This window comes from Streptomyces hoynatensis (assembly GCF_003626535.1).
GTDB classification, from domain to species: Bacteria; Actinomycetota; Actinomycetes; order Streptomycetales; family Streptomycetaceae; genus Streptomyces; species Streptomyces hoynatensis.
Genome location: NZ_RBAL01000018.1, coordinates 57,970 through 74,819, shown reverse-complemented (window position 1 = coordinate 74,819; position 16,850 = coordinate 57,970). Strand labels below are relative to the sequence as shown.

Annotated in this window: 13 protein-coding genes; 8 read left to right on the top strand and 5 right to left on the bottom strand. The window is 76.1% G+C overall.

The features are described 5' to 3' along the window. The first annotated feature begins 236 nt into the window (after window positions 1-236). The gene (locus D7294_RS24725; protein WP_120683473.1) at window positions 237-1,004 is read left to right on the top strand and encodes a metallophosphoesterase family protein; all 768 of its coding nucleotides are present in this window, start codon (window positions 237-239) and stop codon (window positions 1,002-1,004) included. Window positions 1,005-1,122: 118 nt separating this feature from the next. Here D7294_RS24725 and D7294_RS24720 read toward each other — a convergent pair whose 3' ends face one another. Both D7294_RS24720 and D7294_RS24715 read right to left on the bottom strand, forming a co-directional pair. Next, window positions 1,123-2,922, bottom strand: a complete 1,800-nt coding sequence (locus D7294_RS24720; protein ID WP_241562599.1) for a P-loop NTPase fold protein — start codon at window positions 2,920-2,922, stop codon at window positions 1,123-1,125. Between the two features lie 274 nt (window positions 2,923-3,196). Continuing rightward, complete coding sequence (locus D7294_RS24715) at window positions 3,197-3,601, bottom strand: hypothetical protein (RefSeq protein ID WP_120683469.1); 405 nt, start codon at window positions 3,599-3,601, stop codon at window positions 3,197-3,199. Between the two features lie 339 nt (window positions 3,602-3,940). Between D7294_RS24715 and D7294_RS24710 the strand changes: the two genes are divergently transcribed. Further along, window positions 3,941-4,741, top strand: a complete 801-nt coding sequence (locus D7294_RS24710; RefSeq protein ID WP_120683467.1) for an FHA domain-containing protein — start codon at window positions 3,941-3,943, stop codon at window positions 4,739-4,741. Window positions 4,742-5,551: 810 nt separating this feature from the next. Next, window positions 5,552-6,646 (top strand): lytic polysaccharide monooxygenase auxiliary activity family 9 protein, encoded by a 1,095-nt coding sequence (locus D7294_RS24705; RefSeq protein ID WP_120683465.1) that lies wholly within the window; start codon window positions 5,552-5,554, stop codon window positions 6,644-6,646. Between the two features lie 526 nt (window positions 6,647-7,172). Here D7294_RS24705 and D7294_RS24695 read toward each other — a convergent pair. After that, entirely contained in the window at window positions 7,173-8,048 is an 876-nt protein-coding gene (locus tag D7294_RS24695) for an ABC transporter permease (RefSeq protein ID WP_120683463.1), read from the bottom strand. Then, window positions 8,045-8,956 carry an ABC transporter ATP-binding protein gene (locus tag D7294_RS24690; RefSeq protein WP_174248430.1) on the bottom strand — a complete coding sequence of 304 codons (912 nt, stop codon included), beginning with the start codon at window positions 8,954-8,956 and terminating at the stop codon, window positions 8,045-8,047. The genes D7294_RS24695 and D7294_RS24690 overlap by 4 nt, the downstream gene beginning before the upstream one ends. 133 nt (window positions 8,957-9,089) lie before the next feature. Between D7294_RS24690 and D7294_RS24685 the strand changes: the two genes are divergently transcribed. Together D7294_RS24685 and D7294_RS24680 are read left to right on the top strand one after the other, a co-directional pair. Further along, a complete protein-coding gene (locus D7294_RS24685) occupies window positions 9,090-10,400 on the top strand; it encodes a sensor histidine kinase (RefSeq protein WP_241562598.1) in 1,311 nt (436 codons plus the stop codon). Continuing rightward, a complete protein-coding gene (locus tag D7294_RS24680) occupies window positions 10,397-11,092 on the top strand; it encodes a response regulator transcription factor (RefSeq protein ID WP_277751114.1) in 696 nt (231 codons plus the stop codon). Before D7294_RS24685 ends, D7294_RS24680 begins: the two co-directional genes overlap by 4 nt. Here D7294_RS24680 and treY read toward each other — a convergent pair. Then, a complete protein-coding gene (treY, locus tag D7294_RS24675; RefSeq protein ID WP_120683457.1) occupies window positions 11,076-13,520 on the bottom strand; it encodes a malto-oligosyltrehalose synthase in 2,445 nt (814 codons plus the stop codon). The genes D7294_RS24680 and treY overlap by 17 nt on opposite strands. A 126-nt stretch (window positions 13,521-13,646) precedes the next feature. Here treY and D7294_RS24670 point away from each other — a divergent pair, with 126 nt between their 5' ends. From D7294_RS24670 to sigJ, 3 genes are all read left to right on the top strand, one after another. Beyond that, entirely contained in the window at window positions 13,647-14,873 is a 1,227-nt protein-coding gene (locus D7294_RS24670; protein ID WP_120683455.1) for an SAV2148 family HEPN domain-containing protein, read from the top strand. 142 nt (window positions 14,874-15,015) lie between these two features. Further along, on the top strand, window positions 15,016-15,966 hold the full coding sequence (locus D7294_RS24665; protein ID WP_120683453.1) for an NAD-dependent epimerase/dehydratase family protein: 951 nt from the start codon (window positions 15,016-15,018) through the stop codon (window positions 15,964-15,966). After that, window positions 15,953-16,846, top strand: a complete 894-nt coding sequence (gene sigJ, locus D7294_RS24660) for an RNA polymerase sigma factor SigJ (RefSeq protein ID WP_206619561.1) — start codon at window positions 15,953-15,955, stop codon at window positions 16,844-16,846. The genes D7294_RS24665 and sigJ overlap by 14 nt, the downstream gene beginning before the upstream one ends. Window positions 16,847-16,850 lie beyond the last annotated feature (4 nt).

The following is a 16,850-nucleotide window of genomic DNA, read 5'->3' as shown; positions in this document are numbered from 1 at the left end:
CACGACGGTCACCGGCACGGCCGTGGCCTGAGACACCGGAACCCGCGTCAGGGCGCCGGGCCGACGGCGCCCTGACGCCGGCCGTCCGGGGAACCACGGCTCCCCGGCCCACCGGCCCGCCGTGCGCGGCGGCCCGCGCAACGGCTCGCCGCCTCACCGGCGTTCGGCCCTCCTTCCGCTCCGCGGCGGGCGAACACCCCTCCCGCCGCGGGCCCCACCGGCCCCAGAGTGTCACCATGCTGAACCGGATAGCCGTACTCTCCGACATCCACGGGGTCCTGCCCGCTCTTGAGGCGGTGCTCGCCGAGCCCGACGTGCAGGCGGCCGATCGCCTCGTCCTCACCGGCGACATCGCCGCGGGCCCCCAACCCGCCGAGGTAATCGACCTGTTGCGGGGACTCGGCGAGCGCGTCGTGTGGATCGGCGGCAACGCCGACCGGGAGCTGGTGGAGTACCGCGCCGGACGGCTCGGCGAGATTCCCGACCCCATCGCACCCTGGGCCGCCGAGCAGTTGCGTCCCGACCACCTGGAGCTGCTGGGCGGCCTGCCCCGCTGGCTTTCCCTGCCCGTGCGCGGCCTCGGCGAGGTGCTGTTCTGCCACGCCACGCCCAGGGACGACGAGGAGGTCGTCCTCGTCGACTCGCGCCTCGATCGCTGGGAGGAGGTGTTCGAGGGCCTCGACCCGGCCCTGCGGACGGTGGTCTGCGGGCACACACACATGCCGTTCGTGCGGCTCGCCCACGGGCGCCTGGTGGTCAACCCCGGCAGCGTCGGCATGCCGTACGGCCGAAGCGGCGCGCACTGGGCCCTGCTCGGCCCCGGCGTCGAACTGCGCACCACCGACTTCGGCATCGCGGAGGCCGTCGCCCGCGTCGGCCGCGAGTCCGGCTACCCCGAGGCCGCCGAGTGGGCGGACTACTTCCTGTACGCCCGCGCCACGGACGCCGACGCCCTGGAGGTGTTCGGCCCCCGCGACGGCCGCGCCCCCACCCCCACCCCGTGAACCCGACCCGCAGACCGCCCGGCCCCACCGCACTGCCCGGCGCACACTCGGTGAGCCTGACAAGGAGGGCGTCGGCGGAAGGACACGCCACGCGCCACCCCGTGGCCGGCCGCCGGGTTCAGCGGGTGGGGCGGCGTCCGGCGGCGAGGGCAAGGCGCTGGAGGACGTCCGGGTCCGCGGTGATGCCCAGGGCGCCGAGGGCGGCGGCCCGCGCCTCGCGCCAGGGAGTCACCCGGCCGGTGTAGAAGATCACCGGTCCCGTGTAGTGGCCGTCCTCCCGCAGCCGGGCCACGTCCAGGAAGCCGGCCTCCTTGTCCCCGTCCCTGGTGATGTCGGAGACCAGCAGGTCGCGGGGCCCGGCGGCGAGGTGCATCATGGCCTCGGCCCGGTTCCTGACCACCGCCACCAGGGCCCCGGCGCGGCGCAGTTCGAGGGCCTCGCCCTCAACGCTCGACGGGTTGTCGTCGATCCACAGCACACGCAGTCCCGCGAGCGGGGCGTCCCGCGCGGTGCGCTCCTCGCCTTCGGGGCCGTGCGGCAGGTGCCCGGGGAAGTGCCCGCCGCCGAGGCCGGAGGACGGCGGGGGCGCCTGGCGCCTCAGCAGGCGGATCAACTCGCCCGCCCTGGGCAGGTCCATCAGGTCCTCGACCAGCGAGGTGAAATCCTGGTCGACGGCCAGTTCGGGGAAGCCGCTGGGGAGTTGGGCCTCCAGCCGCTCCAGGGCCGCCGCGCTCTCCGCCGGGTCGTCCCCGGCCGGGGGCGGCACCTCGTGCTCCGTCAGGAACCGCGCCACGTCCACCTCGCCCGGGCTGCCCTCGGGCAGCCGCAGCAGCACCCGCCTGACCCGCCGGTAGGTGCGGAACTCCGCGAGGACGTCGCCGTGCACGGCGCCGGGACCGGCCAGCATCCGGTAGAACCCCGGGTACAGGGTCTGCAACAGCAGGGTCCTGACCGCCGCGTCCGCGGCCCTCGGCCCGAAGTCCTGCCACAGCGGGTTGAGTCTCATCTCCAGGACCAGGCCGTTGATCAGCCGTTTGATGCGGCGCGGATTGCCCTCGGAGCGGGCGGCGACGAGGGAGACCAGGTCGGCGTTCAGCAGGGAGTGGATGCCCGACTGCCGGGCGCAGTGCCGAACGAAGGCCCGCACCTCCCGGTTGGCGGGCGCGGGCACCCGGTAACTGGTCTGGAAGATCTTCTCCATGAACGCCGTGCCCGCGGGGGAGAGTTCACGCAGCAGGCCGCCGGGGGCGAGCGCCGTGCGGTCGCAGCCCACGACGAAGGCGAGCCCCGGCACGTCCAGGTAGACCTTCACCGCCTCGCAGACCGCGAGCACCGTCTCCTCCGCGCAGCGGTCGAGGTCGTCGACGAAGACGACGAGGAGCCGCCTGGAGTCGCCGGGGCCGGGCGGCGACCACTCCTGGGTCAGGTCCCGCAGGGCCTCCCGCATCTCGTTGCGGGCCTCGGGACTCGCCGAGAGAGACCGCCACAGCTGGTCGACCAGCCCGGCGACCCCGAACGGCCCGGCGGCCAGCACGGAGGAGGCGCGCGCGGCGCGGGCGAGGGCGCCCTGCCCGGCGAGCCGCGCGAGCGCCCGGCGCAGCAGCCGGCGATCGAAGCGCGTCAGCACCGACTTGATGAGCCCTTCGAGGGCATCGGCGCCGGTCGAGGTCCAGGCGTTGTACCAGACGGTGTGGACTCCCTCGGCCCGCGTGAGCTCCGCGTCCATCATCCGCATCAGGCTGCTCTTGCCCATGCCCCAGCCGGCGTCCACCGCGAGCGTGAAGGGCGTCGCCTGCCGGGAGGCGAGGAGCAGGGCGGCCAGCTCCTGGGCGACCCCGCCGGCGCCCAGCAGGTCGGCGTCCACGGCCGGCACCGGCTCGTCGTTCAGCAGGGAGAAGCCCAACTCGCCACTGGCCACCGCTCGTTCCTCCCCGCGCGCCGGGACGGGCCCTTCCCATCGTAGTCGCTCTTCGCAGTGAGGGAGCTGCGGTGGGTGAGAGTCGGGAGCGTGCGGCGGCGGGTGGTCCACCCGCAGACGGCCGCTCTCCGTCAGTGGTGCGTTACGGTGCGGCATGAGGGCCTGTCCGGTCGCCGGTACAGATGTCGCAATCCACACCGAGCCAGAAGGCCCTCACCCATTTCAGAGATCGGACCTCAGCGATCGCTGTCACCAACCTCCGTGGACAGAAACCCTAGTTGACGATGATGTAGTTCAGCCGGACGTTGAGGTCGCTCTGCCACTCGACGTTCCCGCGCACGATGATGCGGCCGTCCCTGAACGGCGCCACGTTGTAGACCTCAAGCCGGGCATTGCCGATGAACGGCCTGCTGTTCGCGTCGAGCTCACAAATCGACACGGCGACCTGACTGAAGTCGTTGACCTGCGAGGTCGGCAGCGTCTCGGTGTGCAGGAATTCCCCGTGCCAGCGAAAGTCGGCGAAGTGCCAGAAGGTGCTGGTCGGTTCCCCCGAGCGCACCACCTTGCCGGTCTCTTCGCTACTGCGACTCAGCGCGTCCGGAACGAAATTGGCCGTGGGCATGCCGGACGTGCCGGCCATCTGCTCGGTGGCTTCCTCGCGCTTGCTCGTGATCGTCATGCCGTTCTCACCTCGTGGCATTCGGGAACATTGCTTTCAGCGTGCCACCGGCGCCGTGCCCCCACCACTCGACGGCGGCGCGGGCGGCGGGGGCGGGCCGCGAGAGCCGGACGCCGCCCGGGGGCGGTGCCCGGGGGGCGGCGCCCGAGCCCGTTCGCCGGTTCGCCGGTTCGCCGGTACGCGAGGGAGCGCGCTGGGACCGTGCCGCCGCGGGAAACGCCGAATCGCCCAGCCTCGCGCGCCGGCCCGGGACCCGTCCCGGCCCCGGCGGGCTAGCGTGAGCGGCCGCCGTCGGACCCGGGAGAGGGGCCGGAGGGCCCGCCGAGGAAGGGGACGTGCATGGCGAACGGGGCGAGCAAGGTCATCCTGCTGCCGAGGGGCACGGGCAGCCTCAGCGGCGGCCCACCCCCCACCGCGGCGCCGGCACCGGCCGGCACGCTGTTCGTGCTGGGCGCCAACGGGGGAATGAGCGTGGCGCCCGACGCCGGCTTCACGCTGGTCTTCGGCCGCAACGAGCCCGAGGTGCACGTCTCCGTCGGCGGCCACGACAAGCACGTCAGCCGCCGGCAGGGGGTGATCACCCGCGAGTACTCCCGCTGGATGCTGACCAACATCGGCCGCGCCCCCATCAGGTTCCCCGACTCCCGGCTGCTGCTCGGCGGCAACCAGGCCGAGCTGCCGACCGGCTACACCCCGCTGTTCGTCGTCACGCGGCGCGCCGAGTACCTCCTGGAGATCCGCGTCACCGCCTCCGCGGGGCTGCGCCCCCCCACGGCGCGGGACGGTTCCCGGGAGGAGGAGACGGGCGAGGAGCCGTACGAACTCGGCGAGCGGGAAAAGCTGGTGCTCGTCTGCCTCGCCCAGCGCTACCTGCGCAACGACCCCACGCCGCAGCCCCTCACCTGGGCCCAGGTCGCCGACCGGCTGAACGCCCTCGGCCCGGGGCACACCTGGACCCCCAAGCAGGCGGCCCACATCGTGGCCAAGGTGCGCAGGAACCTCAGCGGGAGAGGCGTGAGCGGACTGCTGGACGAGGAGGTCGCGCCCCCGGCGGGCAACGCGATAAACCACAACCTCATCACCGAACTGCTCCGCACCAGGACCCTCGTCAAGGACGACCTGAGCCTTCTCGGCGACTGAGGCCCCCCGGAAGGACAGCCCCTCCCCGGGCCGCGGGCCCCTGACACGCGCCCACGCCCGCCGAACGCGCCCCCGCCACGGCCACCCCACCCCCGGCGCGCCCTCACCGTCCGCCCCAACGCAACGCCACCGCGCGCCCCAACACGCCGCGCACCGTGCGGCACTACGCCGCGCCGCCGTGCGTGCCGGCGCGCGGTCACCGTGCGCGCCGGCGCCGCACCACCGGATGCGCCGACGCGTCGCCGCCGTGCGTGCCGACGCGTCACCGTCGTGCGCCCCCGCGCATCGCACCGGACGCCCCGGCGCCGCGCCCCGGACCGGCGACGCGCCGCCGCTGAGCGCCCGGCGTTCGCGCGCCGTGCGCGCCGACGCGTCACCCCCGTGCGCCCGGCTTCGCGCACCGTCCGTGCGAACTGGTCGCCGCCGCCGCAAGCCCCGGCGCCCGCGCCACCGTGCGTGCGGATGCGTCGCCCCGGGCGACACCGCGCCCCGCCGCCGCCGCGCGCCCCGGCGCCCACGCCACCGGCCGCGCCGGCGCCGCCTCACCGGCCGCGCGCCGGGACCCGAGCGCCCCGCGCCCCGCGGGGCGAGGCGCCGTCAACTCCGGCCTGGCGCAAACCCGATGGTTGCCGGCAAGGCAGGCCGCCCCGGCGTCCACACCACCCGCGCCGTGTCTTTACAGAAGCGTTGCCCGGCGCTACCGTCACGGCACCTGGGCTCCACGTCCCAGTGTTTTGGGAGCGCTCCCACTCACAGTTCCTCCTCAGGTGAGGAGGGCCTGGCTCATCACGGCGAAAGGGACGCAACGCGATGAGAGACCCGTCAACCCCCCGCACGCGCCGATTGAAGAGAGTCTCTCTTCTGGCGCTTCTCGCCGCGCTGCCCGCGCTGTGCCTGGTGTTCTTCACCGGCGGCACCGCGTCGGCGCACGGCGCTCCCATGGCCCCGGGCAGCCGCACGTACCTGTGCTGGAAGTACAGCCTCAACGCCAGCGGTGCGATCGCGCCGACCAACCCGGCCTGCCAGGCGGCGCTCGCCGAGAGCGGCGCGAGCGGCTTCTACAACTGGTTCGCCGTCCTGCGCTCGGACGGCGGAGGCCGCACCGAGGGCTTCATCCCCGACGGCGAGCTGTGCAGCGGCGGCGCCACCGTCTACGACTTCTCCGGCTTCGACCTGCCGCGCACGGACTGGCCGTACACGCACCTGACCTCGGGCGCGAACTACGAGTTCACCTACAACCCGTGGGCGGCGCACCCGGGCACGTTCTACCAGTACGTCACCAAGGACGGCTGGGACCCGACCCAGCCGCTGACCTGGGACGACCTGGAGGAGCAGCCCTTCCACGCGGAGACCGACCCGCCCAGGCGCGGACAGGTCGGCACGGCGGAGGCCGAGTACTACTGGGACGCCCAGCTGCCCTCGGGCAAGAGCGGGCCGCACATCATCTACACGGTCTGGTCGCGCTCCGACAGCCAGGAGACCTTCTACAGCTGCTCCGACGTCGTCTTCGACGGCGGCCACGGCGAGGTGACGGTGCCGGGCGTCGGCGACGTGGACCCCGGCGACCCGGGTGACCCCGGCGACCCGGACGACCCCGGCGTCCCGGCCGCCTGCACGGCGAGCCTGGGCACGGTGAGCAGCTGGTCCGGCGGCTTCCAGGCCGAGGTCAAGGTGACCAACACCGGCACCTCGACCCTGCCGACCTGGATGGTGATGTGGGGTCAGTCATCGGGCAACTCCATCACCAGCCTCTGGAACGGCGTACTCGACCCCGACGGTGACATGATCATGGTGACCAACGCGCCCTGGAACGGCAGTATTCCGGCGGGCAGTTCGGTGACCTTCGGCTTCACCTCCAACGGCAGCCCGCCGACCTCGGCCACGCAGTTCTCCTGCAGCGCCTGAGACCCCGGGGCGGCGCCCCACCACGTCCCGGCGGCGGCCGCCCCCGCCGCCGGGACCGCCTCGCCGGCCGCGTACGAACCCTTTACAGAAGCGCCGGCCCGGCGCTACGGTCGCGCTTGGGAGCGCTCCCACCCGCTGGGCGGGCCGGGCCGCCCCCTCTCTGCACGGCTGAAGGGACGCAGCACGATGAGAGACCGAGCGAGGCCCCGGGCCGCGGGCGTTTCCGCGCCCCGTGCCCCACGGCCCGCCGCCGCGGGGCGGTTCGCCCCGCCGGCGCCCGGCGTCCCCTTCCCCGGCGGCTTCGGGACGCTGCCCCGCTGAGACGCGCCCCGCACGCGCGGACTACGACTCCGGTCTGCCGCCCCACCTCCCAGCCCCCGCTTGGGCGGCAGACCGGCTCATTCTCCCGGCCCCCGGCCCGCCGCCGCGGCCCCCCGCCCCGGCCCGCCGCCGCGGCCCCCCGCCCCGGCCCGCCGCCGCGGCCCCCCGCCCCGGCCCGCCGCCGCGGCCCGTTTCCCGGCCGCGCTCAGAGGTCGCGCCGGCGGATCACCAGCAGCGTGGCGAGCAGGGCGAGGACGGCCCAGAGGGCGTAGGCGAACCAGGAGCCGGCGACCGTGGGCAGTGCCTCGCTGTGCGGGGGGTGCCGCAGCCCGAGGCAGTTGCGCCAGGCGTAGGAGGGGAACAGCGCGTACAGCTCGTTGGCCCACTGGTGGACGCCCGGCTTGAAGAAGCCGGGGACGACGACCAGGAGGGCGCAGGTGCCGACGACGGCGCCCGCGGTGTGCCGCAGCACCACCCCCACGCCGAGGCCCACGAGTGCCGAGACCGGGGCGAGCAGGGCGTTCGCCGCCAGCACCCGCCCGACTCCCGGGTCGGCGAGGCCCAGGCCGATGCCGCGCCGGGACAGGATGGCCTGGCTCAGCAGGAAGGTGCCGAGCGAGACGGCGGTTCCGGCCACGAGCGTCACGGCGGTCAGGACGGCCGCCTTGGCCGCCATCACCCGGGTGCGGGCCGGCACGGCGGTGAGCGTGGTGCGGATCAGGCCGGTGGCGTACTCGCCGACGATCGCCAGCGCGCCCAGGCTGCCCGAGCCGATCATCAGCAGGGCCATGCCGGCCCCGCTGAACGCCTCCGCCATGGGGTCGAAGTGGGCGCGCTGATCCGAGTCGAGCCCCGGCCAGCCGCGGTAGGCGTCGAGGCTGCTCTGGGCGGTGAGCCCGAGCATCAGCAGCACGCCGAGCCCGAGCAGCCGGCGATTGGAGGGCAGCGACCAGAGCTTGGTCCACTCGGCGGCCAGCAGGTCGCGCAGCCGGGCGCCGGGCTCGCCGGTGGGCCCGGCGGGCCGGCCGGGGCCTTCCGGCCGCCGGGGGCCGGCGAGGCGGGAGGCGGCGGGGGCGGTCACGGGCGCTCACCCGCCTGGTACTCGGCGCGGTCCGTGGTCAGTTGCATGAAGGCGTCCTCAAGGGTGGAGGCTTCCGGGGTCAGTTCGTGCAGGGGGATGCCCCGCGCGTGGGCGAGTTCGCCGACGCGGGCGGCGGTCAGGCCGCGGACGGTGAGGAGTGCGGCGTCCGCCGGCCGCACCTCGGCCCCGGCTTCCGCGAGGGCGGCGGCGAGCGCGGCGGCCTGCGGGGTGCGCACGGTCACCGAGCCGTGCGCGCCGCGGGCCGCGAACTCCGCCAGGCTCTCGTCGGCGATCAGTTCGCCGCGGCCGATGACGACGAGGCGGTCGGCGGTGTTCTCCATCTCGCTCATCAGGTGGCTGGAGACCAGCACCGTGCGGCCCTCGGCGGCCAGCCGCCGGAACAGGCCGCGCACCCAGCGCACGCCCTCGGGGTCGAGGCCGTTGACCGGCTCGTCGAACAGCAGCACGGGCGGGTCGCCGAGCAACGCCGAGGCGATGCCGAGGCGTTGCCGCATGCCCAGGGAGAAGCCGCCGACGCGGCGGCGGGCGGCCCCGGCCAGCCCCACCTCGTGGAGCACCTCGTCCACCCGGCGGCGCGGCAGGGCGTTGCTGCGGGCGAGGGCGGTCAGGTGCGCGGCGGCGCTGCGCCCCGGGTGCGCGTCGCCCGCGTCGAGCAGGGCGCCCACGTGGCGCAGGCCGGCGCGGTGCGCGGGGAAGGGGACCCCGTGGACGGTGGCGCTGCCCGCGGTGGGCCGGTTCAGGCCCAGGATCATGCGCAGCGTGGTGCTCTTGCCCGCCCCGTTGGGGCCGAGGAAGCCCGTGACGTGCCCGGGCCGCACGGTGAAGCTGAGGTCGCTGACGGCGAGCACGCCGCCGTAGCGCTTGGTCAGTCCCTTGACTTCGATCACCCGCCCCACGCTGCCGCGGCTGCGGGCCGCGCCGCATCGGCCGCCCGGCGGGCATCGGGGCCGCCGCCTCGGCCCTGCGGGATAGGCCCCTGGACCGATGTCCGCGCGGGGCCCGCCCGCCTACGATCGGCGCGTGTTCTCGCCTTCCCTCCCGTCGTCAGGACCTTCGTCAGGACCGGCGCCGGGCCCGTCGCCGGGCCCGGCGTCCGCGCGCCGGTGGCGCGCCGATCCGCCGGCGGCGGTCTCGTGGTGCGCGGCGCTGCTGTTCTGCGTGCTGCTGTGCGCCACGCTCGCGGCGGGCGGTCCCGGGGAGGGCGCGGTGGACCTGCCGGGCCCGGCCCTGGTGGCGCTGGCCGCGGCGCTGGCGGCGCCGCTCGGCTGGGCCGGGCGCAGGCCGTGGCCGGTGCTCGCGGTGCTGCTCGCGGAGGTGGCCGGGTGGACGGCGGCGGGGCTGCCGGCCGAGCGGATCTGGCCGCTGCTGCCCGGGGCGGCCCTCGTGACCGGGGCCGTGGCCGCGCTGGGACCGCCCCGCGCCGGGCGTGCCGCCGCGGCCCTCACCCTGGCCGTCCTGGAGGCGGCGGTGCAGCTGTCGCTGTACGCCGACGGCGGCGGCCGGCGGGTGTTCGCGCCCGGGTTCGTGGCGCTGACGCTGCTGCTCGCCCTCGTCGTGCTGCTCGCCTGGCTGGCCGGGGCGTCCGTGAGGGAACGCCGCGAGCACGGCGAGGCGCTGCGCGCCGAGGCCGCGGCCCGGGTGGTCGCGGACGAGCGGCTGCGCATCGCCCGCGAGCTGCACGACATGGTGGCCCACAGCATCGGCGTCATCGCGATCCAGGCCGGGGCGGGCAGCCGGGTCCTCGACAGCGAGCCGGAACGGGCCCGCGGCACGCTGCGGGCGATCGAGGCGACGAGCCGGGAGACCCTCCAGGGGCTGCGCGGCATGCTCGCGATCCTGCGCGGGGCCGGGCCCGGGGCGGGGGACGAACCGGGCGCCGGGGCGGCGCAGGCCGTGGGCTTCGGGCCCCTCGCCGGGCTCGCCGACCTCGACCGGCTGGTCGAGACGACGGCGCGCACCGGGCTCGCGGTCGAGCTGCGGCGGCTGGGGGAGGAGGGCGGCCCGCTGCCTGACGCGGTGGACCGCTCGGCCCTGCGCATCGTCCAGGAGGCGCTGGCCAACGTGGTGCGGCACGCGCGGGCCGGGCGCTGCGTGGTGACGCTGGAGAGGCGCGCGGCGGAGCTGCGCGTGGAGGTGGCCGACGACGGGCGTGGCCCGGCGGCACCCTCGGGCGCGCCGGGGTACGGGATTCCCGGGATGCGGGAGCGAGTCGCCCTGCTGGACGGGGAGTTCACCGCGGGTCCGCGTCCCGGCGGCGGCTACCTGGTCAGCGCGCGCCTGCCCCTGGCCGCGGCGGCCCGGCCGGCGGCCCGGCCGGCAAAGCGGCCGTGAGCGGCGGGTACCCCCGGCCGCAGGACCGCGCGGCGGGCCGGGTGCGGGTCCTCCTCGCCGACGATCAGCCGCTGGTGCGGGCGGGCCTGCGCATGGCCGTCGAGCAGGCAGGGGACGTGGAGGTGGCCGCCGAGGCGGGGACGGGGAGCCAGGCGGTGGGGCTGGCCAGGCAACTGCGCCCGGACGTGGTCGTCATGGACATCCGGATGCCGGGCATGGACGGCATCGAGGCCACCCACATGATCTCCGCCGAGCTGCCCACGGTGCGGGTGCTGATCCTCACCACCTTCGACGAGGACCCCCACGTGTACGCCTCGCTCCGGGCCGGGGCGAGCGGCTTCCTCGTCAAGGACACGGGCCTCGACGACTTCCTCGCGGCCATCCGCGTGGTCGCCCGCGGGGACGCGCTGATCGCGCCGGGCGTCACCCGCCGCCTGGTGGCGGAGTTCGCCGGGCGGCCGGAGCCGGCGCCGCCCGCGCCCGTGCTGGAGGGGGTCACCGCGCGGGAGCGGGAGGTGCTTGCCCTCGTCGGCCGTGGGCTCACCAACGCGGAGCTGGCCGCGCGGCTGCGCATCAGCCCCGGCACGGCCAAGGCCCACGTGGCGAGCCTGCGGGCCAAGCTCGGCGCGCGCGACCGGGTGCACCTGGTGATCGCGGCCTACGAGTCCGGCCTGGTCACGCCCGCGCGCTGAGCGCCTCGCCCTCGCCCGCGTGCAGCAGGGCGAGGGGGGCCTCGGCGAAGAGCGTGGCCAGGCCGGGGGCGCCGCGGTGGACGCGGCCGGTGAGCAGGTCGCGCCACGGCCCCGGCGGCAGGGGCAGCCGGGTGCCGGCCCAGCCGCCGCGGCGCTCCAGCGCCCCGGGGAGCCGGGTGACCGCGGTGATCACGCGCCCGGCGCGGGAGAAGGCCAGGCAGTGCGCCGCGGCCGGGCCCTCGGCGGCCAGCGGCAGGTAGTCGCCTTCGGGGCCGAAGCAGGCGGGATGCGCGCGGCGCAGCCGCAGCGCGGTCGCGGTCAGCCACAGCTTCTCGGCCGGCAGGTCCCGCCCGGCGCCCCCGGGGACCCGGCCGCCGTCGAGGTCCGCGAGCAGGCCGGCGGGCAGCGGGGGCAGCCGCCGGTTGTCGGGGTCGACCAGCGCCAGGTACAGGGTCTCGCTGCCGCGGTAGACGTCGGGGACGCCCGGCATGGTCAGGTGCAGCAGGGCCGCGCCCAGGACGTTGGCCCGCACCCCGCCGGCCACGCGGCGTTCGAACGCCGCCAGGAGCCGGGCGGGTTCGCCGCAGGCCGCGCCGACGAAGCGCTCGGCCGCCGCCTCGTACGCCGCGTCCGGCCCGGTCCAGCTGGTGGCCAGCGCGGCCTCGCGCACCGACTTCAGCACCGCGCCGAGCAGCCGTTCCCGATCCGGCCGGCCCAGCGCGAACGCCGTCTGCCAGGTCGTCCAGGCCAGGTGCGCATCCGGGGCACCGGCCCCGGCGGCGGCGGTCTCCGCGGTAAGGCGGGCGACCAACTCGGCCCAGACATGGGGGTGTTCGGTGAGTGTGGCGAGGCGGGCCCGGGCGTCGGCGCTGCGCTTGGTGTCGTGGGTGGACAGCACGGTCCCACTCAGCGGCCACCTGCGCTGCAGGTGCGCGCAGAAGGCGTGGAACGCCTCGGGCGGCAGGGCCGGGGCGCCCGGGTCGCCGCCCACCTCGGCGGCCGAGAGCAGCGCCGCGTACCGGTAGCCCGCGGTGTCCTCCACGGCCTTGGCCCGCAGCGCCGAGGCGACCTGCCCGAAGCGGACCCGGAAGGCGGCGGCCTCCCGGCTGCCGTCGAGCCGGCCGAGCACCAGGTCGCGCACGGTGGTGACCGCCGCCGCCTCCCCGGGCACCGCGAAGGCGGCGCGCGCCTGCTCGGCCGCCGCGGTGAGCAGCGCCTCGTCCGCCGGCGCGGGCGGCCGGCCGCCGGTGGCGTACGGCCGGTACACCGGGAGCCTGACCAGGGTCTCGACCAGGGCCTTGCGCAGCGCCCAGGGCGCGTGGTCGCGCAGCCGCAGCTCGGGGTCGGCGGCGCAGGCCGCGGTCGCGTCGCGGGTCAGCCGCGCGGTCTCGGCGGCCAGCTCCCGCTCCAGCATGTGGTGCGAGGCGCGGCGCACCGTGGCCGCCCACTCCCCGCCGAGATCGGCCGCAACTCCGGTGAACTCCCGGTAGCTCTCCGCGAGTTCGGCGCTGCCCTGCGGGTCGGCGAACACCGCGTCCACGTGCCGGAGCGCGTCGTAGCCCGTGGTGCCCGCCACCGGCCAGTCCTCCGGCAGCCGCTCGCCGGGGCCGAGGATCTTCTCGGCCACGGTCCACACCCCGCCCGTGCGGCGGCTCAGCCGCCGCAGGTAGCCGGCCGGGTCGGCGAGCCCGTCCGGGTGGTCGACGCGCAGCCCGGCCACCACCCCCTCCGCGACCAGCCGCAGCACCGTCGCGTGCGTCGCCTCGAACACCTCCTCGTCCTCGACCCGCACCCCGATCAGCTCGGACACCGCGAAGAACCTGCGGTAGTTGAGCTCGGTGCGGCCAAGGCGCCACCAGGCGAGCCGGTAGTGCTGGGCGTCCAGCAGCTCGGGCAGCGGCAGGTCCTCGGTGCCGGGGCGCAGCGGCAGCGACCGGTCGCCGTAACGCAGGGTGCCGTCCCGCACGGCGAGATCGGCCAGGGCCTCCCCGAGGGGCGCCCCGAGCACCGGCAGCAGCACCCGGCCCCCGCCGGCCGCCCAGTCGATGTCGAACCAGGAGGCGTAACGCGAGCCGGGGCCGTCGCGCAGCACCTCCCACAGCGGCCCGTTGAGCTCGGCCCTCGCGGGCACCGCCATGTGGTTGGGGACGATGTCGAGCACCAGGCCGAGCCCGTGCGCCCGCGCCGTGGCGGCCAGGCGCCGCAGCCCCTCCTCGCCGCCGAGCTCCTCCCGCACCCGGGCGTGGTCGGTGACGTCATAGCCGTGTCCCGAGCCGGGCACCGATTCGAGGACGGGGGAGAGGTGCAGGTGGGAGACGCCGAGGGCGGCCGCATACGGCACGGTCTCCTCCGCCGCCGCCAGCGGGAAGCCGGGCTGGAGCTGGAGCCGGTAGGTCGCGGTCGGCGCCCCGCGGGTGCCCCCGGTCACGGCGTCCCCGCGCGCCCTGGGCCGCCGGTCGCGTGAGCCCGGCGGATTCGGGAGTCGGCTGCACGGGCGAGGGCCGCCGCAGTAGGCTTCCTTGATCCATCGGTGGGGCGGAAGGCGGTGCGGGCGTTGAGCTCTTCGGGTCTTGAACTACCCCCGGGAAACGGGGGCGAGACCACGGAGGCGCCGGCCGGCGCGGCCGTACCCCGGCCCGTGGAGATAGGGGTCGACCTGGACTGGACCGCGGAGGACTGGTCCGAGGTCCGCACCAGGGTGGAGCGGGCGGGCCGCGCGTACGTCTGGCTGAATCTGGTCGAACAGCGGCTGCGGTCCGTGGTGGCCGCGGTGCTGCGCCCGGTGTACGAACCGGTGCACGGACCGGAGTGGGAGATCGCCGCGGCCGGGCCCACCGGCCAGGAGTGGGTGCAGCGCGCGGCGGCCCTGCGCGAGGTGAGCCGCCGCAAGGGGCATCTGCTCGATCCTGCCGATGACACGGTGCTCGCCTTCCTCACCCTTCCCCAGCTGCGTGAACTCATGGTGCAGCACTGGCCCTGCTTCGCGCCGTATTTGGAGAACCGCCGCGAGGTGGAGCTGACCCTCGACGAGCTGGAGGTGGCGCGCAGCGCCGTCAGCCGCAACCGGGGCATGAACCGCGCCGTGCTCGAACAGGCCGAGCGCGCCTGCGCCCGCCTGCTGCGGCTGCTCGACTCGGGCGCGCCCCCCTCGGCGGGGCGCCTGCCGGCGGACGCGGTGGAGCGGCTGGTGGGGGACCGGTTCACCGACGTGGCCGGAGTCCATCCGGACCGCGTGCGGCTCCAGCGGCAGCTGCCCGCCGAGGAGCTGTTCGGGGGCGCGCGGCGGCTCGACGGGATCGGCATCGGCCTGGGGCTGCTGGTGCAGAACTACCCGGGCAGGCGCCTGGTGCGGCTGGCGGAGGCGGGCTGCCGGATGCGGCTGCTCTTCCTCAACCCGGCCGGCGGCGCGATGCGGCGCCGGGAGCGCGAGCTCGGCCTCAAGCGCGGGGAGCTGGCGCGTTCGGTCGAGACGAACATCCTGCACGTGCGCCGGGTCCGCGCCCGGGTCAGGGACCCGGAGGCCTTCGAGATCCACGTCTCCGACGACACCCCGCGCTTCAGCGCCTACTTCGTGGACGCCGACGGCCCGGACGGGGTGGCCGTGGTGCAGTCCTACCTGCGGCGCAGCAGGGGCATGGAGACGCCCGCGCTGGTGCTGCGGCGCGCCGGGCGGGAGCTGATAGGCCGCGACGACCCGGCCGCCGACGGAGAGCTGAGCCTCTTCGAGACCTACCGCGAGGAATTCGAGTGGGCCTGGGAGGACTCGCGCCCCGTCTCCTGAGGCAGACTTCCCGACGCCGGCCCGGCATGTGAGCCAGGGCACACCGGCGTTCCGTCACGTCCGCGCCGCCTGTCCCGTCCCAGTGCCGACCTGTACAAGAGAACCTCGCACCGGGGCCGCACGCCCCACAGGAGGGATTCCCATGCGCGTTCTCGTCGCGGGCGCCACCGGCGTCATCGGCCGGCGGCTCGTCCCCCTGCTCCTCTCCTCGGGCCACGAGGTGGTGGCCTTGGCCCGCTCCCGCTCCCGCGTGCCGGCCGACTGGCCGGACGGGGTGGAGACCGTCCTCGCCGACGCGCTCGACCGCGAGGCGCTGTCCGCGGCGGTGGAGCGGGCCCGGCCGCAGGCGCTGGTCCACCTGCTCACCGCGATTCCGGCCGAGATCAACCCGCGCCACATGGACCGGGCGCTCGCCCCCACCAACCGGCTGCGCACGGAGGGCACCCGCAACCTGCTCGCCGCGGCGCAGCGGGCCGGGGTGCGGCGCATCGTCGCCCAGAGCGTCGCCTACTACTACGAGCCGGACGACCGGGAGCCGGCCAACGAGGACGTGCCGGCCTGGCGCAACCCGCCGCGCGCCCTGGCCCCCGTCCTGGCCGCGGCCGACGACCTGGAGCGGCAGGTCGCCGGCGCCGGGGGACTCACCCTGCGCTTCGGCCACCTCTACGGCTCGGGATCGGCCTTCGCCCCCGGCGGCTCGTTCGTCCGGCAGGCCCGCAAGGGCAGCCTGCCGCTGATCGGCCGCGGCCCCGGCGCCACCTTCTCCTTCACCCACGCGCACGACGCGGCCACCGCCGTGGTCGCCGCGCTCGACAAGAGCGTCACCGGCGTCCTCAACGTGGTCGACGACGAGCCGGCGCCGATCGCGGTCTGGCTGCCCGAGCTGGCCCGCCTCGTCGGCGGCCGGCCGCCGCGCCGGGTGCCGACGGCCCTGGCCAGGCTGGCCGTCGGCGCCGGCGGCGTGGCCTTCATGACCCGGCTGCGCGGCGCGGACAACGCCAGGGCGAAGCTCAGCCTCGACTGGCGCCCGCGCTACGCGACCTGGCGGGCGGGCTTCACCGCCGAACTCGGGGGCGTCGGTGCCGGCGCCTGAGCCCGCCGACGCCGTGGCGCGGCCCGAGGAGGTGTTCGAGGCCCACCGGCCGCTGCTGCTCGGGCTCGCCTACCGCCTGCTCGGCAGCATGTGGGACGCGGAGGACGTCGTGCAGGAGGCGTGGGTCAGGTGGGTCGGCACCGACCGCGCCACGGTGCGCAGTCCCCGCGCCTTCCTGGCGACCACGGTCACCAGGCTCGCCCTCGACCAGCTCAGGTCGGCCCGCGTGACCCGCGAGGCGTACACCGGGCCCTGGCTGCCCGAGCCGGTGCCGGTGGGCGACGGCGCGCTGGGGCCGCTGGACACCGCGGAGTTGCGCGACACCGTCTCCTACGCCGCGGTGCACCTGCTGGAGCGGCTGTCCCCGCCGGAACGCGCGGTGTTCGTGCTGCGCGAGGCGTTCGGGCTGCCCTACGAGGAGATCGCGGAGGTGGTCGGCTCCCCGGCGGCGACCTGCCGCCAGTACCACCACCGGGCGCGCCGGCGGGTGCGCAGCGGCCGGGACCGGTTCGCCTCCTCGCCCGGTGAGCACACCGAACTGGTGGCGCGCTTCCTGGACGCGGCCCGCAGCGGGGACCTGGCCCCGCTGCGGGAACTGCTCAGCGAGGACGTCGTCGCCTGGAGCGACGGCGGCGGCAAGGCCCGCGCCTACCCGGTGCCGCTCGCCGGGCGCGAGCAGGTGATCGAGGTCTTCGGCGCGCTCCTGCACGGCAACCCGGTGCGCGAGGCGCGGGTCGTGGAGCTCAACGGTCTTCCCGCGGTGTGGGCGGTCGGCGCCGAGGGCGACGAGCAGGCGATCCTCTTCGACGTCGAGGCGGGCCGGGTGCGCGCCCTCTACGCCGTCCGCAACCCCGACAAGCTGAGCCGCGCCCGGCCGTAGGCTT